General features: G+C 55.2%; 22 protein-coding genes and 3 pseudogenes. 18 read left to right on the top strand and 7 right to left on the bottom strand.

The features are described 5' to 3' along the window. Nucleotides 1-977: 977 nt before the first annotated feature. Nucleotides 978-3,959, top strand: a complete 2,982-nt coding sequence (locus B8987_RS01075; protein WP_084660727.1) for a DUF927 domain-containing protein — start codon at nt 978-980, stop codon at nt 3,957-3,959. 171 nt (nt 3,960-4,130) lie between these two features. On the opposite strand, the gene B8987_RS01080 is transcribed toward B8987_RS01075, so the two are convergent. Both B8987_RS01080 and tnpA read right to left on the bottom strand, forming a co-directional pair. Next, on the bottom strand, nt 4,131-5,717 hold the full coding sequence (locus B8987_RS01080) for an RNA-guided endonuclease TnpB family protein (RefSeq protein WP_084660728.1): 1,587 nt from the start codon (nt 5,715-5,717) through the stop codon (nt 4,131-4,133). Next, nucleotides 5,674-6,066, bottom strand: a pseudogene (tnpA, locus tag B8987_RS01085) (IS200/IS605 family transposase). Before tnpA ends, B8987_RS01080 begins: the two are co-directional and overlap by 44 nt. A 162-nt stretch (nt 6,067-6,228) precedes the next feature. On the opposite strand from tnpA, the gene B8987_RS01090 reads away from it, so the two are divergent. The 4 genes from B8987_RS01090 to B8987_RS01100 all read left to right on the top strand — a co-directional run bounded on the left by B8987_RS01090 (nt 6,229) and on the right by B8987_RS01100 (nt 7,955). Then, the gene (locus tag B8987_RS01090) at nt 6,229-6,618 is read left to right on the top strand and encodes a single-stranded DNA-binding protein (protein WP_084660729.1); all 390 of its coding nucleotides are present in this window, start codon (nt 6,229-6,231) and stop codon (nt 6,616-6,618) included. Between the two features lie 101 nt (nt 6,619-6,719). Further along, complete coding sequence (locus B8987_RS20095; protein ID WP_278281267.1) at nt 6,720-6,854, top strand: hypothetical protein; 135 nt, start codon at nt 6,720-6,722, stop codon at nt 6,852-6,854. Between the two features lie 221 nt (nt 6,855-7,075). After that, nucleotides 7,076-7,399 (top strand): hypothetical protein, encoded by a 324-nt coding sequence (locus B8987_RS01095; protein WP_084660730.1) that lies wholly within the window; start codon nt 7,076-7,078, stop codon nt 7,397-7,399. Between the two features lie 31 nt (nt 7,400-7,430). Continuing rightward, complete coding sequence (locus B8987_RS01100) at nt 7,431-7,955, top strand: hypothetical protein (RefSeq protein WP_084660731.1); 525 nt, start codon at nt 7,431-7,433, stop codon at nt 7,953-7,955. Here B8987_RS01100 and B8987_RS01105 read toward each other — a convergent pair. Both B8987_RS01105 and B8987_RS20180 read right to left on the bottom strand, forming a co-directional pair. Next, on the bottom strand, nt 7,909-8,553 hold the full coding sequence (locus tag B8987_RS01105) for a transposase (protein WP_176213127.1): 645 nt from the start codon (nt 8,551-8,553) through the stop codon (nt 7,909-7,911). The genes B8987_RS01100 and B8987_RS01105 overlap by 47 nt on opposite strands. A gap of 714 nt (nt 8,554-9,267) precedes the next feature. Then, nucleotides 9,268-9,624: pseudogene (locus B8987_RS20180) on the bottom strand (transposase); the annotation flags it as partial. Between the two features lie 108 nt (nt 9,625-9,732). On the opposite strand from B8987_RS20180, the gene B8987_RS01115 reads away from it, so the two are divergent. Both B8987_RS01115 and B8987_RS01125 read left to right on the top strand, forming a co-directional pair. Then, complete coding sequence (locus tag B8987_RS01115) at nt 9,733-10,167, top strand: hypothetical protein (RefSeq protein WP_084660734.1); 435 nt, start codon at nt 9,733-9,735, stop codon at nt 10,165-10,167. Between the two features lie 547 nt (nt 10,168-10,714). Further along, on the top strand, nt 10,715-11,587 hold the full coding sequence (locus tag B8987_RS01125) for a hypothetical protein (protein ID WP_084660736.1): 873 nt from the start codon (nt 10,715-10,717) through the stop codon (nt 11,585-11,587). Nucleotides 11,588-11,607: 20 nt separating this feature from the next. Here the strand turns inward: B8987_RS01125 and B8987_RS01130 are convergent, their stop codons facing one another. The 3 genes and pseudogenes from B8987_RS01130 to B8987_RS01145 form a co-directional block, all read right to left on the bottom strand. After that, nucleotides 11,608-12,111 (bottom strand): hypothetical protein, encoded by a 504-nt coding sequence (locus B8987_RS01130; RefSeq protein WP_084660737.1) that lies wholly within the window; start codon nt 12,109-12,111, stop codon nt 11,608-11,610. A 950-nt stretch (nt 12,112-13,061) separates the two neighbouring features. Next, nucleotides 13,062-13,419, bottom strand: a pseudogene (locus B8987_RS19250) (IS256 family transposase); the annotation flags it as partial. A 415-nt stretch (nt 13,420-13,834) separates the two neighbouring features. Further along, entirely contained in the window at nt 13,835-14,329 is a 495-nt protein-coding gene (locus tag B8987_RS01145; RefSeq protein WP_084660740.1) for a hypothetical protein, read from the bottom strand. A 427-nt stretch (nt 14,330-14,756) separates the two neighbouring features. Here B8987_RS01145 and B8987_RS01150 point away from each other — a divergent pair, with 427 nt between their 5' ends. The 11 genes from B8987_RS01150 to B8987_RS01200 all read left to right on the top strand — a co-directional run bounded on the left by B8987_RS01150 (nt 14,757) and on the right by B8987_RS01200 (nt 20,022). Then, nucleotides 14,757-15,116 (top strand): hypothetical protein, encoded by a 360-nt coding sequence (locus B8987_RS01150; protein WP_084660741.1) that lies wholly within the window; start codon nt 14,757-14,759, stop codon nt 15,114-15,116. Beyond that, nucleotides 15,097-15,438, top strand: a complete 342-nt coding sequence (locus B8987_RS01155; protein WP_084660742.1) for a hypothetical protein — start codon at nt 15,097-15,099, stop codon at nt 15,436-15,438. Before B8987_RS01150 ends, B8987_RS01155 begins: the two co-directional genes overlap by 20 nt. Continuing rightward, complete coding sequence (locus B8987_RS01160; protein ID WP_084660743.1) at nt 15,435-16,337, top strand: DNA adenine methylase; 903 nt, start codon at nt 15,435-15,437, stop codon at nt 16,335-16,337. Before B8987_RS01155 ends, B8987_RS01160 begins: the two co-directional genes overlap by 4 nt. Further along, nucleotides 16,334-16,672, top strand: coding sequence for a DUF4406 domain-containing protein (locus B8987_RS01165; protein WP_084660744.1), 339 nt, complete (start codon nt 16,334-16,336; stop codon nt 16,670-16,672). The genes B8987_RS01160 and B8987_RS01165 overlap by 4 nt, the downstream gene beginning before the upstream one ends. 72 nt (nt 16,673-16,744) lie before the next feature. Then, entirely contained in the window at nt 16,745-17,185 is a 441-nt protein-coding gene (locus B8987_RS01170; RefSeq protein ID WP_139793443.1) for a hypothetical protein, read from the top strand. Then, a complete protein-coding gene (locus B8987_RS01175) occupies nt 17,164-17,493 on the top strand; it encodes a hypothetical protein (RefSeq protein WP_084660746.1) in 330 nt (109 codons plus the stop codon). Before B8987_RS01170 ends, B8987_RS01175 begins: the two co-directional genes overlap by 22 nt. Before the next feature lie 66 nt (nt 17,494-17,559). Beyond that, a complete protein-coding gene (locus B8987_RS01180; RefSeq protein ID WP_084660747.1) occupies nt 17,560-18,657 on the top strand; it encodes an RNA-guided endonuclease InsQ/TnpB family protein in 1,098 nt (365 codons plus the stop codon). A 13-nt stretch (nt 18,658-18,670) separates the two neighbouring features. Next, nucleotides 18,671-18,871, top strand: a complete 201-nt coding sequence (locus B8987_RS01185; protein WP_084660748.1) for a hypothetical protein — start codon at nt 18,671-18,673, stop codon at nt 18,869-18,871. 196 nt (nt 18,872-19,067) lie between these two features. Next, complete coding sequence (locus B8987_RS01190) at nt 19,068-19,259, top strand: hypothetical protein (protein WP_084660749.1); 192 nt, start codon at nt 19,068-19,070, stop codon at nt 19,257-19,259. Further along, nucleotides 19,256-19,477 (top strand): hypothetical protein, encoded by a 222-nt coding sequence (locus tag B8987_RS01195; RefSeq protein ID WP_084660750.1) that lies wholly within the window; start codon nt 19,256-19,258, stop codon nt 19,475-19,477. Before B8987_RS01190 ends, B8987_RS01195 begins: the two co-directional genes overlap by 4 nt. A gap of 263 nt (nt 19,478-19,740) precedes the next feature. Then, complete coding sequence (locus B8987_RS01200; protein WP_084660751.1) at nt 19,741-20,022, top strand: hypothetical protein; 282 nt, start codon at nt 19,741-19,743, stop codon at nt 20,020-20,022. Nucleotides 20,023-20,035 lie beyond the last annotated feature (13 nt).

The following is a 20,035-nucleotide window of genomic DNA, read 5'->3' on the forward strand; positions in this document are numbered from 1 at the left end:
ATTTATAACCCCCCCCCCCCTCCCCCTCTTATATATATATATTTTTCGTGCTACATTGCTTACTTACTTACTTAACCCCCCCTCAACCCCACGTTTGATAAGGGTTTCGGCTGTTAGCACTTTTTTCAGCACGATTGCTAACAGCGCTAACAAAAATTCTCAAACGCTTACGTTATAAGGCTTAGAGGGTGTTAGCACACAACAAACCCCAAAATATCCCATTGGAACTAAATGTAAGTTTATCCCACTTTTTTCAAGTTTTTTCTGTTATTTTCCTTTTTGTGTTCCTGTATATGCCAAATTATCTAAGAAATACCATTCATGTTATGTCTTACTATTTAAGGGGATTTTCCTCTGTAATGGCTCTTTTTTCCTTTTTCCATGAATTTTTTACCCCCACCCCACCCCATCAGCAAACATATGTGTAGGGTTTTGAAATTGCTTACATTGCTAACACCCCACAGTGCAGTTTGAGGCATCTGGTTTGACGCTGCGGAGAAAACCCGTCGTTAGAGAACGCCCCTGAACGATCTAGAAACGGGGGATCACGGTGCGCATCGTGCCATCAGCTCTGGGATGACCATTCTTGACAGATCCCGTCCGTTTTGCTATCGTGAACGTACATTGAGATAGAACTCGACCGCACGATCTCTGTGACGTGCAAAAAATCGCAAAAAATCGGCATCCCCTCACAGAGGTGTCGAAAATCGCAAAAAAATGGCATCCCCCTCTCCCGTTGGACGGACAACGGGAGAGTTTTTTTGTCTTGATGAATGTTGAGGATCAGGCCCGAGGAAGACGGATGCGGGAAAGACGGCACAACACGCTCACGCGGCGGATCGGGGATCGATCCGCCGCGTGACGACTTGGGTTCCATATTTCGATTAGCATTCGATTGACGGACGATGACGGACACCCGCTCCGCCTCATCCTCAGCGTTCCATCCACCAGCATTCCATAAGGAGGCGTGATGCATCGTGCATCCCTTTGATGATACCCCAGATCACAATCTCATACAATCGTGGGTCGATCATTCCACGCCCCCCGGGGAGGCATCCTCCGCCCGACCGTCGGGGGATCTCGTGGCATCGTCCACTCCGCCGGATGCGGATCGTGATTCGTCTCCTCAGTCTGACATTCCCGATGCCGAATCCGACGCTCCTGATGCCAAATCCGATGCCCCTCGCGAGAACGTGGATGAGATTCCGACAGACGATCCGTGGGACGCTATTGAGTCGGGAAATGCCCCGTTATTTGACATTCCATCGGATGCGGCGTCCGATCCCCGTCCGACGCATCCCGCGACGCCCCCCGGGGCCGAAGATTGGACCCAAACGACCGATCCGACGGCCTGGATTACAGATCTGGCCGCCCGCATGCGCCCCCTCGTTCAAGCGCATGCCGTCCCGGAGGAATTGCTCGCGCCGGAGACGATGCAGCGGCTCGTGGTCTTAGCGCACGATCATCCCGACCATTGGGAATTGCTGAAACCGGTCTTGACGAAAGCGGTGCCTTGGCGCGTCTGGCGCCGAGCGTTTCAGCAGGCGATGCAAACCTTGACGCAACAATGGGACGAGGCGGAAACCCAATTGATCCTCGATCAATTGGGATGGGATCTTGCGCATGATGCGCTGACCACGTGGGAAACCTTAGCCGCCACGGTCGATCAGCTCGTCATCCGACGGGGTGTCGCCGTGCTCCATCATCGGCTGGTAAAAGCGGCGCTGGCGTTAGCGTGGCCGGCCTGGGCCGATTTACTCCAAGCCCAAGTGCAAAAATGGACGAACGGGCATTGGACCAAGGCGGAACGGGAAACGTGGATGCAGCAGATCCGCCGGCTCTCGCCGCATCATCCCGCCCGGGTCAAAGCCCGTGAGCAAGGCTGGGACGTGGTGCCCGGTGGCTCTGACGAATCCGAGGCGTCTCAGACGGCGGCATCCCCCAATCATGCCGCGACAGCATCCGCAGAGTCCCAGCCCGTGACGCTCGGATCGCTATGGCCCGATGCGCCGGCGGAGTGCGTAGACTGGCCATTGCCCCCGGCGGGTCAGCCGTGGGTGCCTCATCCGCACGGCATCGGACGGGTAGTCCATGTCAACGAGGAGACGGTGGAGGTCAAACCGGTGAGCTTTACGCCGATCTTTGTCCGGGCCTTAGGCCGATCCCTCGGGGATGCCACCGACGACGTGGCCTGGGTCTGGCTGACCTGGCGGGATGGATCAACGCAGACGTGGAAATCCCAATGGATGCGGCGCAAAGACGTGTTGACGTTACCCAAAGCGGCGGAAGTGTTCGCCAATTGGGACATTGATTTTGCGCCCGGTGAAGCCAAGGCGGTCGTGCAATGGCTCCAAGATCAGCAAAACGCGGTGGGGCGTGAGACACTCCCGTTGCACGCGGTCGTGACGCAATGTGGCTGGACCATGATTGAAGGCCAGACGGCCTTTGTCTTGCCCGATGCGGCCCTCGGCGTGACCACCCGGTCCCTGGTCTCGCAAATTCCGTCTGACATTGCCAAAGTCTATCGCGTGCAGGGTGATCCCGAGGCCGAAGCCGCGATCATTCAGGATGCGCTCCAAGCGGAACCCCAACTCGCGTGGGCCTTGGGTCATGCGGCGGCGGCGGTCTGGTGTCGGCGGATTTATGCCTTGGGCCTCGTCGATGTCTTGGGGTATGGAATGCAGATGACAGATCGAACCGGGCACGGCAAAACGTTTGCACTGAAGTTGGCGCTCTTGCCGTGGCAGCAACCGTTGCCTCGGTCCGCGAACTTCTCCACCGCCGGAGCCACGATCTGGCTGAGTTTGTTTAATGATCTGCCCCACGGGGTCCAAGAAACCCAAGAATATGCGACGGATGCGCTCGGTAAGCCCCGCGCCAGCGCCGCCGATTGGCCGCAAATTCTTCATGATTTGTCGGATGCGGGGGGCGCGATTCGGGCGCGGGTGGATGGATCGTTGCGGATGGCGCCCATTCCGGCGGGCACGATTCTTTTTGCCAATAACCAATCACTCCTGACGGAAGCGACGAACGCGGGGGCGCAGGTGCGGTTGCTCTCCACGGGATCGTTGTTTCGGGAACGGTCCGATGCGATGGCGCGGATCGTGGAAGATCTCGAAATGCGGATGGCCCAACACTATGGTCATGGGGGTCGGGCGGTCATTGCGGCGTTGCTGGGCTGGTCCGATGCGCAGATCGTCGCGGCGTGGCAGGATGCGGTAACGACCGTGCGCGATGTGCTGGATGCGGTCTCCTTGGATCCCGAATCACGGCAAATTGCCCGCCGGCAAAGCAAACTCTGGGCCTTGGGCCTTTTGGGCCTTCGGACGTTATTGCAGGAGGGATATGGATTCGATTCCACGTTGTGTGAGCGGGCGGAAGCAGGGTATCGGGCGATTGTCAAGAGTCTTATGCGGCAAATGCTGACGACGTATGTACCTGAATGGCATCGCTGGTGGGATCGTGTCGCGTCTGATTTACGGCAACACGCCGCGGAGTTTGCGGGATTGGAACTGCAACGGGGAGCTGATGCGGAAGCTCCCCGAGAATATCACGGGAAGTTTGATCCGACCAAAGATGTTCTGGCGGTTGAGGTGGGATGGTTCCGGGATCGCTTACAAGCGATGGGGCGTCTCGATGTCACAACGCTCAAAAAAGATTGGGCGCAAGAAGGCTTGTTGATTCCGACGTATCGTGCGGATGGTACGATCAAACGATATGATCACGCGACTCGCCTCTTGCGGGCGGATGGTACGAGTTATCTCATGACCGCCATTTGGCTCAAGGCCAGTGCCGTGGGGTTTGGCGTTCCCGAATCGGATGAGGAAGACGATGCGGATTCCGATTGGGTTCCGGGAGGCCACGGGGCATCGCCACGTCGGAACGATAGTGATCCGCAGAACGACGACGACACGGCGTTCCTCGACGCGGACGACGATGCTGATCGCTATCCCTTTTGATGCCCCGGCATGCCGGGGCGTGCGGGGGCATCAATCTCGAATCCGCGGGCCAATCACCAGATAGTCCGGCTGTAGTTCCCCCGTTTTTCAGGATGCGCGCATTGAGAATAAGAAAGGAACCACAGCGCATACTGAACCTCCCCATGGCTAAAGCCAGGGGGTTCTAACGGTCTATACCTTTGCACTCTCGCAGGCTCTCACGGTAGCTTGCACCATCGCTACAACATCCTGCGCCTCATGTTCGGGCAGACTGTCTTTTTCGGACGACCCGCTCTGACTCCGATAGGTGCCGAAGGAGGACGGCCAGGTTCTGTTATGCCCTGGCTGTCCACTCGCGGGTTGGTTGGTCGCCTGTTGCCAAGCCGTCCGCAGGAGCGGTTCCGCACCTGGCCAATGCTCGTTCGCATTAGCGACTTGCAGGCATTCGTTCTCCACATGTTTTGCGAGATATGCACTAAACAGGTCTCGTTGCATTACGATGCCACAATCACAGGCATGAATCCGCTCGGATAACCGTTTCTTGTGTTTCTGTCCGCAAAGACACGCTTGGGATAATGCGGTATGGTACGTACTGAATTCCTCCACTGCCCCGCCAGCACTTTCAGCCTTGCGGGTGAGGATGGAGAGAAACAGCTTGGGTGCACGAACGCTGATCGAACGTCCGTACATCTTCTGAAATGCTTTATAGCTGAGTTTTTCCGTCTTGATATGGGGGCCGATGGCAATGACCTGATTCGCCAGTTGTCCATGGAGGGTTTTTCGATGGGCAGCCTCCCGACGATGCCGTTCTCTCAGAACCGCTTCCGTTTCTAATTGATGGCGGCTTTTCTGTGTCGGGCGTTTGCCTTTGATCGCTCGGCCCTTGTCATCGTAGCAATCGGGATTGTTGGCACGACGCTGGCGGTCTTGTTTGCGTTGCAACCGACGAATCTTCTGATGGTCTCTGACCACGGCATCCGCAAATGGCGTGAGCAGGGCTTGAGTATCGCCAACAATCGCGATCGTCGATGGTCCAATATCCAGCCCGACCGTTTCCTGACCGATGGGGTGAATACGCTCGCCCTTTTCGTTCACTTTGACATACGGAACACCCTCGCAGACCAGTTGCGCGTAGTAGCGAGTTTTCCCACGCACATCCCGTCGAACCAAGCGCACATATTTGACACGGGAGGCCAGACCATGCCGGATCACGGGATCACGCTGTGCTCCTTTAGCCATCGGTAGTTCCAGGCCATTCCACATGATGCGGTCATCCCGCCAGCGGATACAAGCGGCATTGCTCTTTCCTTCGAGGCTGTGAAGGCCGCGTTCACCTTTGAAGCGTACCGCTTTCGCCTTGCCCAATGCCACCTTGTACACTGCTTCAAATGCCCGTTTCGCCAGTTTCTGCGCCACATGGGAGTCCAGGTGGTCGCCCAGCCACGTGGTACGACGCATCTTATCCGCCACTGCTTCCAGGGCATAGAGGGAAAAACCGTGAGCTTGGCGAGCAGCAGAAAAGTGAGCCTGGCGCTCCTTTTTGTCCGTACTTTTCTTGGCCTTCGTGTACCAGATAGATTGTCGGACCAGCACCAGTCTGTTTTTCGCCTCACCCAGAAGGGCATTGTACAGTTGGCGCCCTGCTTCAAACCGTTTGTCTAATGTGCGTTCTTGGCGGCGCGTGACGCACAGGGGGACTTCACACACAAACGAGGGAGTCTGCCTCTTCACCTTTTTAGACGTTTTTTTGGTTTGCGATGTACGGCTTGATAACGGCAAGTGGGGCCCCTCCTACGGTCGAGACAAAATAGGAATTCATCCACAAGCTCGGCAAGCGACTTCTCAGCCACGGAAACTCTTGGCGCAAGAGCCGGGCTGATCGGCCTTTGACCGGCTTCACAAAGCGAGGGATGCCCTATTGCGGATCCACCTCAATCAGCAGATGGACATGATCCGGCATGACGTCCATCTCGAGGATTTCCACGGTACGCTCTGCGGCGACTTGGTGAATGATGGCTTTCAGCCGTTCATCCACACCCTGTGTCAAGACCCGGCGCCGTTACTTTGGGCACCAGACCACATGATATTTGCAGGAGAATACCACGTTATTGTGGGATTGGTAGACCATACTCTGATTATATGGCGCAATGCCGTCTAATCCAAAGCCTTGAAGATCTTTTGGCCCTAGCGGGCCAACGGGCTTATATCCCCATTCCTAAAGGCAGGGGCTTTACGCCCGATTCGGTAATGATGACAGGACCTTAAAAATTTTCTCAAGGAGTGCTGGAATATGTTTAACAAAATCATCTTGATTGGTCGGCTGACCCGCGATCCGGAATTGCGCTACACGCCTCAAGGAGTCCCTGTGGCCTCGTTCACTCTGGCGGTGGATCGCCCGTTCACGAATGCCCAAGGCCAACGGGACGCTGACTTTGTGGATTGTGTCGCGTGGCGAAAACTCGGAGAAACTGTGGGGAACCATTTAACCAAAGGCCGTCTTGTGGCCGTGGAAGGGCGTCTCCAAATTCGAGGCTATACCGCCCAAGACGGCAACAAGCGCCGCGTGGCGGAAGTGATTATCGACACCCTACGATTCTTGGATGCGCCCAAATCCTCCCCGTCTTCGGTCGCTGCTCATAATCATGAGGTGACGATTCCGCCTGACGATGTGCCCTTTTAGAGGAGTTGACGTAATCTATCCCCCCAAGGCCTGGTGGCTAATCCCCATCGCTAAAGCGCGGGGCTTGCGCCGTCAGATTTCTGATCAAGGAGCGTGTTCCCGTGGGATACTCGATTCGCATCGCCTTATCCCGACCACAATTATGGCTGATCGCCTGTACCGCCTTCCTCCCGCTTGGCGGGTTGTGGCTACTCCCAACCCCGTGGATGACAACCCATCCCACCCTGGCAACATAGACGTTTTGGGGCACCCAACTTCTAGGGATCTTTGGCATCCCCACGTTGTTGTATCATCAAGCCATTATCACGGTCCTAGGCCTTCGTCATTATCCGGCTCCCACCACGTCTCACGCCTCGTCCGGCTTCCAAACTCTCAGCGTGCTGAATGTGCTTGTCCCCGTCGTGCTAGCCGCCGGAATCCGTTTGCTGGTTCCGCCCGGCTTGGGACGCCGTATCCCTTGAATCAGCCCCCAGCTCAAGATCTCATTGGCTTCGTGTTACTGGTGTGGCTTGTGATCGAACCGTGGACCGGTTTGATCATTGCGCGCAACTTCTTGCAAGGCGCCACCCGCACCATCATTCCGTTGACGTGGCGGGCATCCGCTATTCGCTCGGGTTATCTCGTTATGCTTCTGATGGGCTTGTTGATGGTGTTATTCTTCCTGGGCATGGCTCATGGACGATGGCTAGGTAGTCTCGTCTTCTATCAGATGACCGTGTGGTATGGGGTCATCATCACCTACCAAGTGCACGTGATTTATCAAAATCTGTCTCCGTCGTGATTTTTCTCGGTATCGGTAAAGGATGATCAGAATGTCTTCTGACAACGTATTGTTACGTGTCTTCGGCACACTTCTCCCCCAATGGCGCTTTTGGCTCGGCGCCGCATGGGCGGCTGTTTTAATTAGCTTGACTAATCATTGGTTTTTGTTCTGGGCCTTAGGCATGCCCTTTTCGCTATATACCTGGTTTCATACCGCACAAGTCCTCTTATCGCTAGACGTGGGCAGTCCGCCTCGTTTTCGCCATATCTGGACCTACCTTTTTCCGCCTATCCCCTTTTGGGCCATCACGACCGGAACGATTTTTCTTCTAGGAATCCCGGAAGTTCTCATCATTATGAGCCCTACCGTGTGGCCTCATAGCCCCTGGCGCTCCTTTTTATGGGGACCGCAACACGTTCAACACGCTGTTTCTATCCTTGTAGCCCTGGGGCTGTCTCAAAAGGGCGGCCCCTTCTTTGGTAGGTGGGATAGGGAGACAGCATGCGAAGGGCAACAAGCGTCCCTGATCATCCTTGGAGGGCGGTCTGCTTTAGGAGGTTATGCGCGATACTGAGGAGTCCCCATTCGGTTTTCACTTTGTCCAACCCGCGTAACAAAAACCGCCGGAACCGGCGGTTTTCTTTAATCTGTCCGAATACGCTTTCCACTTCGGTGCCTCGGCGTTTCATGAGGACCGCCCCCGCGGCAGTGGCCAATGGGTCGCGGACTTGCTGCTTGTACCACAGGAGTTTCTGGCTCACGCTGATGGTTCGATACGTCGCAGTGGTGCAGCGGTCACGTAACGCACAGGTCGGACAATCCTGGGCCTGGTACTCCCGGAGCTGGACGATATAGCCACTGCCGGTGACTTCCTGCTTCTCGCGGATAAAGCGGAGTCGTTTGTCTGCTGCACAAATCCACTCGTCCACCGTCTCGTCATACGTCCCATTCTCTACGCGCTTGATTTGGGACCGCCACTTCCGGGTTTTCTCGAGGCGATAGGTGTTGCATTGGACCACCGCCGTGCGGCGGTGCTGCTCGAGATAGGCATCATGTTCTTCGCTGCCGTAACCGGCATCTGCCACAATCGTGTCGGGAAGCCTCCCGAGTTGCTGCTGCACATGCTCCCAATGCGGAATCAAGCAGAGGGTATCCCCTGGGCGTTGATGCACACTGTAGCTGACAATGCATGGATTTTCGGTGCCGATTTGGATATTGTACGCCGGTTTGAGCTACCCGTTGTTGAGATGATCGTCTTTCATGCGCATAAAGGTGGCATCAGGGTCGGTCTTGCTGAAGCTATTGCGATCCCCGCAGATCGCCTGTTGCTGCTCATATTTTTGGAGACGGGGCAGGCTCTCGTGACGCAGCGTCTTCAGGAGTCGGCGTGCCGTTTTTTGTTGCTCAGGGGACAATCGAAGCCATGGCGTGGCGGTGTCCGCGCGGTTCGGCGAGTTCATGGGCGGCGCTTCGACGAGGGTCTCCGGTGCCGGATCGGCTGTCCGTCGTGGAGACTCCGGGTCATCCTCAGCCGCTTGCGGTCGCAACCGGTCTTCCCACTGGGCCAGTCGAGCGGCCAAGGCATCCGCGGTAATCGGTTGAGGGTCCACTTCGGGTAAATCCCGGTCGCCATATTCCGTATTCTCCGCCTGCACGACGGCCTCGATTTGTTGCAAGAGGTCCCGAACGGCCGCCGTCAACGTGTCCTGATTTCTTTGGACGCTTTTCTTCCAGACGTCAGGATACCGATTAGCATTCGCCTCCCTCTGGGTGCCATCCAGAAAATAAGCGTCCAACGTCACATAGCCTTGCTCAATCAGCAAGGTGAGGATGCCCGTAAATACGTCGTCCACGATGACCTTCATCCGCTCGCCTCGAAAGCGATTGATGGTCCGAAAATCCGGAGTTTGGCGGCCGGTTAACCACAGAAAGGGAATCTGCTCGCGGACGGCTTTGGCAATCTGGCGAGAGGAGTACAAGCGTTGCGTATACGCGTAGACTAAAATCTTGGCCATGAGCTTGGGGTGATAGGGCGGACGCCCCCCGCCCGGATAGACGTGCTCAAAGACCGCATCGCTCAGTTGATCCACCGCGTCGTTGACGACGCGAACCACATGATGGACCGGAATCATATCAGTAAAGTCCATGGGTAAAAATAATTGGTCTTGCCGGTAGGGCCGAAACTGGCGTAAACCCCGAGGACAATAGGTCGAGACCTCTTGCGGCTCTGGCAATCCCGTCATCACTCATGGCTCTGTTTGATTCGCCATCCCAAAAACCGCCTTTCGCAGGATACTTCTCGTTAAGAAGATCTTACCAAAAAAGGCGGTTTTTGTTGATCCGGCAACGTTTTGTCGACGCGATTGACCTCGTTAATTTGTGCCTTTTGGGACAGCCCCTTTCTTGCCATTCGGACCCTGGCTACCGCCTTAGTTACACACGACGATTTATGGACGTGTTTTATTCACAGTTTCCGTCGCGCCGATTTGCGCACGGCTATCCTCTGGGGCTACAGCGTCACCTTAGTCGATGCAGCGCTGCTCTTGGGTTTCCATCGTGTCGTTCTGCATCATCCCACATGGAGTGCTCCACTGGATGGCCTCATGGGTGCCCTTTTGATTCTCACCGCCGGGATTTTTCTCACCGTCGCCACATTATCGCTAACTATCCCGCGACACGCACCGGATCATACCGTCCTCGCCGATTGGGACCATTCATCTGACCCTTTGAGGCCGCGTGCTTTGTTTAGTCAGTGCGCGCCTATTCATCGCATTAGCTTGTCCTAGAGACCTCACCTATTAAACCCCCTTAACAAACCTGGACAACATGACGCGATGACGGGCGTGGGTGAGGGTCTCGCTCGAGGCGGAGAACGGGGCATGATAGGCTGGAATCGCATGAGTCATAACCCTTTGGCTGTGTTTGTCCCCATCATGCCCCGAGAGGCTCCGAATCCCACGATCAATGACCGAACTAGAATTAGGGGTTAAGCCGCTCCTGTATTGACAACAGGCCAGTTATTTGATAGTATTATTTGACAATTAACAAGCTCGACGGCGAGGTGAAAATCGCTCTCGACAGCGACCGGGCGGTTGGGTTCCGTGCGAGTCCATTTTTTGTGCTGGATTTATTATTATATTTCGACAAAAGTGTCAATTTCCTTTTTTGGAACCATTCGAAGAAATTTTTATTTTTTGTGATTCTTCATAATTAAGAGAATTATGAGGGCTATTAAGTATGGTTCCTAATCTTGTATGTGTGATGAGTATTGTTTTGTCAATTAGAAAGCAGGTTTGTAGCAAGTAGTCTGATAATTCGTAAGGAGGAGATTCTTTGTTCCATAGAAATTTTTTAATAGCAAGTGTTGTAGGTCTTTGTATTCCATTGACCCTGAGTGTCTTATCTTTTGCAGCATCAAAACCATCTCTTTCAACCCCATCTTTTCAGTGGATAAATCATGGTTCATGGGGAATTGAGGGACATATTAAGCCTATTGCTTCTCCTGCAGTATTCAAAGGTAACAAGTTCAATCCCCCCATTGCTATTACTCTAGAACATCCTTACTATTACACGGTACAAGGCACTGCAACTAACGGAATCTACGAATATTCTTATCAAATTTCAGTTAATCCCCATGGTGTTGTGGTGACGGTGCCAATTGGTTACGATCCAACGACTCACCAAGAACTCATAGAGAGTGGTATTCCCACTCCACAGTCGTTATCTAAGATTCAAAAGCCTTCCGGAGGGAACGGAATTTATACGCCTAAAGTAACCGGTACAGCATCTATTCAGAGCAGTGCTCCTGATCCAACGACCTCTAATGCTTACTTTACTTCTGGGTGGACTGATCCACTTGGATTAACTGTTGGTCAATTGTACACATATATGACTTTCTCCTGGAATGGGACAGACGTGACAAATTGGAGTACCTATGGGTACCTTTGGCACATTGAGGATGGCGATTATTTTTATAACACCAGCAATGGGGGGTATTGGAATAACAACACCGAAGCCACTGGATGGTTAAAAACAATCGAAGACGCTCCCGCGTTTGGAAATACAAAAATTCAGTGGAGTGCCAATAATATTCATGGCCACGGCAATGGCTCAGTCACTGCAACTTTAGATACATGGGCTTACGGTCCGGATGCATGGATGCTCGAGGGCCCGTGGTACGCTTTAAATGACGGCAGTACCAACTAAGGGTCTGTTGTCAGCAAAGATTACACAACCCACAAGCACACGGATCCCGCTAATCCTAAAGCCCATAAAACCAAAATGAGGCCATGGATAGAACCATGAACGGGAAATATAGCCCAGAGCACAATCATAAAAGCTAACCAGAAAACCGTAGCTGTACCCCACTGTTTTAAGGTTCTACGTTCGCCGGGCTCATCCGACGCTGCTGCCACCGTTTCGCTCAACAATACCCAAAAACTTAGTGAGAGATATCCCATAGCCAGTGTTATGAAAAGAATGCTGATCCACAAAATAGCCCAGATGGGCGCACGAATGCTACGTATGTGAGGATAGTGTGTTTGAGTATACCATATGGCAAGGGTCGCTGCGAAGGCAATCACGCCTAATTCGTCAATGGATAAGGAACCAAATGTCACCACAATTTGGTGTGTCATATGCCAACTAGCGACCATGTCATAGAGGAGGGCTATCCATAACGCCGGGATGGTGAAAGAGCGTCGAGATAAGGAATAGTTCGTGATTGTCAACGGCCTTTCTCCTTTCTCTTAGGTGCATGGCAAGTCGTATGCACAATCTCTGATGCTTAAGGCTGATCTCCAGCTGTTGTTTAATATCGTACCATTAGCTGGAGAACCATTCCATAGAATTTCGTAGGCATGCTGATAGGTATGCGAATGAGGAGGCGTAGGGCGGCATAAGCTAGCCATGAATGGAGGTAAACGCCGTATGAGACGATAGCGGCGGGTGTGGATACTCAGGATCGTCGGTTTGTTGACTGGGTCGATTTCTACGGTGATGCCGACACAATCCTACCCCGTCTACCGACTCAGGATTCTGGTTTCCAGTAATCCAACTATACCGATTTTGGAGAATTATCTGAGTGCCGGTTTACAGGCCTTATGATTCGGCCTGATGTTTGTGACGGTCAGCGGAATCATTACCGTGATCCTGCCATTCCGGCGGCAACCTCCTGACTAGTATCCTGACTAGTATCCTGACTAGTATATAGATGTGGTTACCAATTCGCGACTCCCATTAGCCAAAACAAGATAGTTGGTGTTCCGCCATCATGGGCCGTTGTCCGCACTCGTTACAACAGGGTTTCCGCACGGGAATCTCTTTAAGAGTGAATTTTTGATGTCGCATATTCGGCATATTCCGCAAACTGGATGGATGTAGCGAATCATTTCCGTATGATGACGATTTCTGAACCGACCAGCCGGATCGACGGAGCGGACCGGTTTGTCCGTGTGCTGGCCAATCATACATTGAACTCATAGCTCCTTGAATTGTCTGCTGCTGTGGGATGCGGCGCGGGCCCGAATTTCTCCGGGGGAACGTCTTTTTGTTCTGATCTTGGACCTGTTGATGGGCAGGATGCCGCGGTATCGGGTCGAGGATCGCCTTTTGGAGACGGATGTGCCCTGAGGTTGTCCCAAGCTTCGTGGAATTTCGCTCGCATATCCTTTCGCGTGATTTAACCAATTGGCTCGGTTTTTTGTTTGGGTTTATTTCGCACGGCCGATTTTAAGGGCGTTTGCAACACGGGAATCTCACGATAACCGGGGATCCGCGTCAACGGGTCTTCGATGTAAAAGCTCGCCGACGCCAACCAGCGCAAGACGTGTTGCCCATTGGTCCAATGTTTGACGTTCTGGGCATGGGTCCACCATGGACTATTGATGGATTCCATGGCGTTGGTGTTCGCCAAAGAGGCCCGGGAGACCCAAACGATGCACGGTTAAGGTCTCGACGAGCCCTTCTCGGAGGCTCCCGGCGGCGCCAGGATGGTCACGTTCCAACTCTTTCGCGAGTGCTTTGAATGCCTGCGCGGTCCTGTGAATGACCATATCCATCGCCAGACTCCTGTAACGCTCAATTTTCAGCAGATAGATGTCATGACCAGTGTGGTGTTGGTAAAGGCGCCGAGCCGAGGTAGGACAGGCTCCGTGATTGCAAATGTTGGAGCTTGTCTGCTCGAAAGGGCACATATTGCCACCGTTTCTCTATTAAGCCACTCAATTGGGTCGGACACATCCAGGCGAGATCGCGGCGTAAGGCGCTCGGATTCCCGACTACGTGGTTTCGATCTTCCTTTTGGTTTTTTAGTACCAATCTCTATGGGTACACCCTGCAAAAGGACGGATCGACTGGGTTTACCCGAGGAGGGGTTTGTAAGGAAACATTGCGAGTATTCCCCGCCCCGAACATCGCACCTCGGATTCACATCTTGGTCATCGATCAAGTCTGCTAAGCAGGTTCGGTTGTATACACCCACGGAGGATTATCCGATGTCGCTCCAGTTTCGTATGCGCGAAGTGCTTCCGTTTGCCCTAGCAATTTCTCCTCCATGTTTATGAATAAAGTGCCCACACAATACTCCATTCTTTTATCGGGTTCTGGATGGACATCATCATAAAATTCTTCACACAGTGCGACGAATAATGGATTGTCATATGGAACCAGATAGTAAGGATGATCGCGTCCAAGAAGACGTTCATCAATAATGCGTAACCACCAGTGATTTGGCGATCCCTCAATGCGCCATTCCCAATCCGCCAGGTCAGTAAGATTCCAATCAGGATGCTGATGGCGAAGCTGTTCACGGGAGAGTTCAGGATGATGAGAACCTGGTCCCACACGGGGTTGAGATGTGACAAGGCCGCCTTCACTCCGGTTCCACAAGGCCCAATAGAGTTGTTCCAAGAATTCTTGGCACGCCAGAGACTGCTTGATTGGTTTCACGGAATCCTCCCTCACCATACATTTAGAATATATGTGTTGATTGATATTCTCCTACATTTAATTCATCCGTTCACTATCTCCTAGCCGTTGCACTCACATTTATGCGACATTTCAGCGCTTGGACCTGAAGACGAGGCCATGTAGGCTAACGGATTACTCCGTTCCCCTAGGCCCGTACATCTAACGCTTGGGGACTCAATGTTGTGATACCCTCTTGACAGCGCTGGGTGCATAGGATAAAATACTTTTAATAGATTATGGCGTCTTGCTTCAAATTCGTTCTCTCGACAAAGTGTCAAAAAACGCAAAAAAGTGGCATCCCCCTCACATGGAGAGGGATGCCACTTTTTTATCCCCCCTGTCTTCTCGGATGCCTCGGCTCTGGCTTTGCCTTCTTGATGTCTCTCTAATCAAGGAGGTCTACGCGATGTTTCCCATCATTCACACCACATTAGGTCAACTGCGGCCATTGTGGACAGCCCACGCCCAGCAACGCTGGCGGGAGCGCGTTCGGCGGGCGATGCCGCGGCGCGGCGTGCTCACGTTTGCCGGCCAAGGAGCGGACTATCACGGGTGGCGGATCATCGTGCGGGGACGCGCATGGGTGTTGGTCTGTGTGCTACGGCATCATCGCCCGCTCGTCGTCTCGGTCTGGCGGGAAGCGTGGTGGCGGATGCGGCTCGCGATGTGGGAGTCCGAGACGGCTGGAGTGTTCGCAAAACGTGGCGTGCTATCTCCAACTAATCCCCCAGAAAGGATGACGATACATGGATTTCTCAGAACCTGATGCTCCGCCCACGGCCTTTGACGCCGTGGTGATGAATGATCACATTGCCGAAGCTACGCATTATTGTGTGATCACCGTGACGCCGCGATCCGATGACTTAGAGGGAATCGCCGGATCGCGGGTAATCCTGCACGCGGTCCCCGCGCACATCTTGGCGTCGTTAATTGCGGCGCTGTATACGGGCGTTCAAGCGGAGCATCCCGATGCCCCGTTTAAGGCCGTGACGGAACACGTCACCACGGAGGTCTTACACGCCTTGATGCATGGCATTGACATGGCGGTCGCGTCCCAGCGTGGCGATGCGGAGGCGGAAACGCCGTGACGATCCCCGTGCTCTGGCCGTGGCAAGGGAGCAAAGCCCGTCTCGCCCCGTTCATTGTGTCGCGGCTGCCGCCCCATCAGCGGTATGTCGAACCGTTTGCAGGTACGGCGGCGGTGTTGCTGGCAAAGTCCCGGGCCCCCATCGAAGTGATCAATGACGTGAATCAGGATTTGGTTGCCGTCTATCGGTGCCTGCAAGATCCCGTGCTCACCCGGCGTCTCTATCGGCGTGTGCAGTGGACGCCCGTGAGTCGCGCGGAGTGGATCCGGGCCCAAGAACCGCTGGCGTCGCCGGATGTCGTGGAACAAGCCGCCCGGTTTCTCGTGCGCATGACACAGAGTTTTAACGGTTTGCCGAGTCGGAAAACCTGGGGTGGCGGATTGGGGCCGATTGTTCCCCGCATTGACCGCACCTTGCACCGACTGGCACCGGTCGCCGACCGCTTACGTGGCGTGGCACTAGAATGTGCCCCGTGGGATGCCGTCGCCGCCCGGTTCGAGTCGCCCGAGACGCTGTTTTTTGTGGATCCCCCCTATCGCACGGATCACGAAGATGCTGAGACCGCGTATGACGCGAACGCGCCGTGGACGGCGGCGGATTGGGATGCCCTGCTGACGTGGGCTCTCGGGTCACCGGCCATGATAGTGCTCACGCATTATCCTCATCCGGATCTGCACCGATTGGCGGATGCCGGATGGCACCACGAAACGCTCTCGGTGTGGGTCAATGCCAAAGCCCGTACACAGCGTCTCGGCATTGCGCAGGGGCATCTGGATGCAGAGCGTGACCGGCGGGACGAGCAAATTTGGTGGTCTCCGCGTGCGTGGAACCGCGTGGTGCACCAGCTTACGCTCTGGGATTTCGTCTCGGATGACCCCCATGCGGAGGATTTGGGATGAGGATCTATCTCTCCGGGCCCATGTCCGGACTCCCCGACTTTAATTATCCCGCTTTTCATACGACGGCCGCGTTACTCCGTCACGTCGGATACTGCGTCATGAACCCCGCCGAGACCGGTGTGCGGCCCGATTGGGCCTATGCCGACTATTTGCGTCACGATTTGCAGATTCTGCTGGCGCAGGCGGAGGGCGTGGCGACCTTGCCCGGATGGCGCACATCCCGGGGAGCGCGTCTCGAAGTCACGGTGGCCGAAATGCTCGGATTACCGATAGCCCCCGTGATCACGTGGCTCCGACGGGCGGGACGTCCGGATGCTCAGACGAAAGGGTGTTGAGAAGTCTTCCGAATGACTTTGTTACGCCGGAATCGGAATGGAACCCGGCGTTTTGAGAAAGGAGACCAGGAAATGGCTGTGTGGGATGGACAACAATGGGATGCCGAAATTCTCCGTATGCGGATCCCCGAGACGCGCCCGATGACCACACGGGAACGCATTGCCCAACATTTGCGCCACGTGCTGGCGCCGTGGTGTGAACGGGAGGCTCCGTTGACGTGGCGGTGGACCAATCCTGGGCGGAGTCCGGAGCAACGCCACGCCCGCATTCAGGCCCTCACGTCCGAGGGCGTGGTGCTGGAGATTGTGGATGGCGTGACGCCGTGGCGTACGTTTGTGAGTTGGATCGATCTGTGGGCGGAGCATGTGCATGTGGTGACGCCGGCGACTTGTGATCACGATATTCAAACCGCACGATCACGGTTGCAGACGTTGACCGTGGTGAATCCGCCCGTCCGATTGTCTCGCGGGCCGCGAAAGGAGCAGAACGTATGGATCTCCTTGAATGGTTAGCATTGATTAGTGGCATCGGGGCCTGTGTCACCGGGGTGTGGGATGTTGTCGCGCAGACAGCCGCCTGGGATCGAGAGCAATCCGTGGCGTTTCGCCGGGCCGTGCGCAAAGCGGAATTGGCCGGGCGGCTGCCCCCTGATTGGGAGACCTGGAATGACGCGCAAATTGTGCAAGCGTTGCGGGAACTCGCCACGGCCACGGGGCATCCCGAGGTGGCGGACGGGGTCTATGCCCCCGCTCCGGATCCCCCGGCGTCGTCCGATCTGGAGCGGTTGAACAACGTGATCCCCGGTCCGTGGCGCCCATAAGATGCGAGACGGTCATGGACGCCACATGAAACATATTCCAATAAAATGCTCAAGGAGGTCATCACAATGGCTCTTTCATCATCGTCGGGCCCCCGGTGGAAAGCGTGGCAACAACATCATCCGTGGGGATTTGCCGTGGGCATCGGTATTCTTGCGTATTTTCTAGCGGAACGGGTTCCGCCGAACGATAAATTTCAGATCGCCGGACGCCGCGTGAAACTACCGAAAATCGGCTGGGTGCGCTTGCGGGAATCGCTGCGATTCCCGGGCAAAATTCTGGGCGCCCGCGTGGTCCGGGAAGCGGATCAATGGTTTTTCGCGGTGCACGTGTCCGTGCCGGATTCCATCTATTACCGGACCCGTACGGGGCATGGTATTGAAGGCGTGGATGTGGGCGTCAAGACGTTTGCCACGCTGTCTACGGGAGAGAAGATGACCGGACCTCAAGCCCATCGGCGGGCTTTGCGCCGCTTGAAAATCCGGCAACGGCGTCTCACCCGGAAAATACAAGCCGCCAAAGTCTCAATGGGCTTCGCGCCGCAGGATCCCCTCCCGAAAGGCATTCGGTTGCCGCGGAGCCGGAATTGGGACCAAGCTAAACTCTCGGTAGCCCGAACCCACCTGCGGATCACCCACATTCGCCAAGATTTCTTGCATAAAACCTCGACCCAGCTCTGTCGCGAAAACCAAGCGATAGGGATCGAGACATTATCGGTGCAAGGCATGTTGGCGAATCATCGGTTAGCTCGAGCTGTCGCCGATCAGGGGTTCGGACGATTCTTCTCCCTGCTCAAGTACAAAGCTCGACGGTATGGCACGTGTTTAGTGGAAGCCGACCGTTGGTTTCCCAGTAGTAAACTCTGCTCGACACCCAGATGTGGTTATCTCAAGACGGACCTCACCTTAAAAGATCGCACGTGGACATGCCCATCGTGTGGCCTTACGCATGACCGTGATGTCAACGCGGCGACCAATCTGAAAGGGCTGGCAACCCGAACTGCCCTACCTGTGGCGACGCGGCCAGTAATGGCCGCGACGATGCCGGAAACGGCCGACATCGGCGGGAAAGTCACGCCTGTCAGACACGAAGCGATACCCGAGAGCTTGCTCTCGGCTTCGGGGCAGGAAGAAGCCGGTGATCACAATCGAGCACCGACTTTATAGCAGGTGGAGGGCGATGCCCAATGACGTAGTGCCCTGTCCCCAGTGTCACGCCCGATCTGCAGCCTATCTCGTCGTGGTGCAACCCGACGAGATCCCCTTGCTCCGGGACGCCCCGCATGCGGGAATCTGGTGTCGGCGGTGTGGCACGGTGTATGATCCCATTCCGCCCGCGACGTCCCGAGTTCTCGGCACGTATTGGCGTGTCGGATATTAGGGGACGTCCCTTCTCCGGTTTCTCTGGGTGGGCAACGTCCACTTCCCGTTCCATCGTGGAAGGTCTGTTTCACGGCGATGAAGCACAAAGTCGGTACGAATCGTGGCCTGGCCCCTAGAACGGGTCGGGCTTTTTGCGGGGCACTCCCACAACGGAGGAAGACCCTGCCTTATTATCCTAGAAGGAGGACTACGTTATGAAACGTCTCAAGTCGTCCCATTCTGATGCTGACAACGGGGCCCTCGCGGTGACCCGGATCGCGTGGCTCAGCGTTCTGGTCGCGATTATCATGATTCCGGTAGGTCTGCTCATGCTGCCTGTGGCATGGGTGATGAAGGTTGTGCGGCGGTTCTGGCATCGCCCCACGCCGCCAGGAGCCTCAGCATGATTCCGTGCACGCCATTGGATCGAATGCCGCCGGATCTGCGGTATCTCGGCGACATCGAGGGGTTGGGAGTGTGGGCCAATGCCGTCGGGACCCGCGTGGTGTTTCGCGGACCCTCTGGCGCGTTGTATGGTCTTACGTTGGATCCGGCGACGGACTACGGCGATCTGACGGAATTATTGGCGATTTTCTTGCGGTCCCCGTGTGGAAAACGCCTCTAACGGCCTCGTCAGCGATTAGAGACCTTGCGTCAGGTCATGTCGGCCCCGGTTCAATTGGCGTCACAGGGTGTGTTGGCCCTCACGATGTCACTGGGTACGGTGAGGGTCGATATCACGCCATAGGATCTCACGGGTGCGGGGAAGATCGCTGATACCAGATCGTATCGCATCAAACAGCATGGGCGAAATTAAGCGTGGTGGCAACGGAATGCCGGAAGCATGGCATCCGTTGTGCGCCGCTTCTCTCCAGGAGGGATCGTAACATGATACCCACAGAATGGCCATGGACGGTCGAAACCGCCTGGGGTCGGGCTATGCCCCAGGCCGAATCCGCAGACGGCGTGATCTTTCCGGATTTACCCATCACGCCACAAGGGGCGACGGTGACGATTCGCATTACACGGCATCATTCCGCCTGGATCTGGGAATTAGTGCAAACCGCGTGGGTAGGCACGGGCTATGCGACGCCCAAGGCGGCCCTGGTGGCCGCGTGTCAGCAGATTACGCAAACATTTGGGACGCCCTGCTTAGTAGTCGGCGACTAACATGACAGGAGGC

It is taken from the genome of Sulfobacillus thermosulfidooxidans DSM 9293, from assembly GCF_900176145.1.
GTDB classification, from domain to species: Bacteria; Bacillota; Sulfobacillia; order Sulfobacillales; family Sulfobacillaceae; genus Sulfobacillus; species Sulfobacillus thermosulfidooxidans.

What these genes read in the sequence shown, in the direction of transcription:
- B8987_RS01090 (WP_084660729.1), top strand. Translation starts at nt 6,229, where the DNA reads ATGTTTAACAAAATCATCTTGATTGGTCGGCTGACCCGCGATCCGGAA.
- B8987_RS01100 (WP_084660731.1), top strand. Translation starts at nt 7,431, where the DNA reads ATGTCTTCTGACAACGTATTGTTACGTGTCTTCGGCACACTTCTCCCC.
- B8987_RS01150 (WP_084660741.1), top strand. Translation starts at nt 14,757, where the DNA reads ATGTTTCCCATCATTCACACCACATTAGGTCAACTGCGGCCATTGTGG.
- B8987_RS01155 (WP_084660742.1), top strand. Translation starts at nt 15,097, where the DNA reads ATGGATTTCTCAGAACCTGATGCTCCGCCCACGGCCTTTGACGCCGTG.
- B8987_RS01165 (WP_084660744.1), top strand. Translation starts at nt 16,334, where the DNA reads ATGAGGATCTATCTCTCCGGGCCCATGTCCGGACTCCCCGACTTTAAT.
- B8987_RS01170 (WP_139793443.1), top strand. Translation starts at nt 16,745, where the DNA reads ATGGCTGTGTGGGATGGACAACAATGGGATGCCGAAATTCTCCGTATG.
- B8987_RS01175 (WP_084660746.1), top strand. Translation starts at nt 17,164, where the DNA reads ATGGATCTCCTTGAATGGTTAGCATTGATTAGTGGCATCGGGGCCTGT.
- B8987_RS01180 (WP_084660747.1), top strand. Translation starts at nt 17,560, where the DNA reads ATGGCTCTTTCATCATCGTCGGGCCCCCGGTGGAAAGCGTGGCAACAA.
- B8987_RS01185 (WP_084660748.1), top strand. Translation starts at nt 18,671, where the DNA reads ATGCCCAATGACGTAGTGCCCTGTCCCCAGTGTCACGCCCGATCTGCA.
- B8987_RS01190 (WP_084660749.1), top strand. Translation starts at nt 19,068, where the DNA reads ATGAAACGTCTCAAGTCGTCCCATTCTGATGCTGACAACGGGGCCCTC.
- B8987_RS01195 (WP_084660750.1), top strand. Translation starts at nt 19,256, where the DNA reads ATGATTCCGTGCACGCCATTGGATCGAATGCCGCCGGATCTGCGGTAT.
- B8987_RS01200 (WP_084660751.1), top strand. Translation starts at nt 19,741, where the DNA reads ATGATACCCACAGAATGGCCATGGACGGTCGAAACCGCCTGGGGTCGG.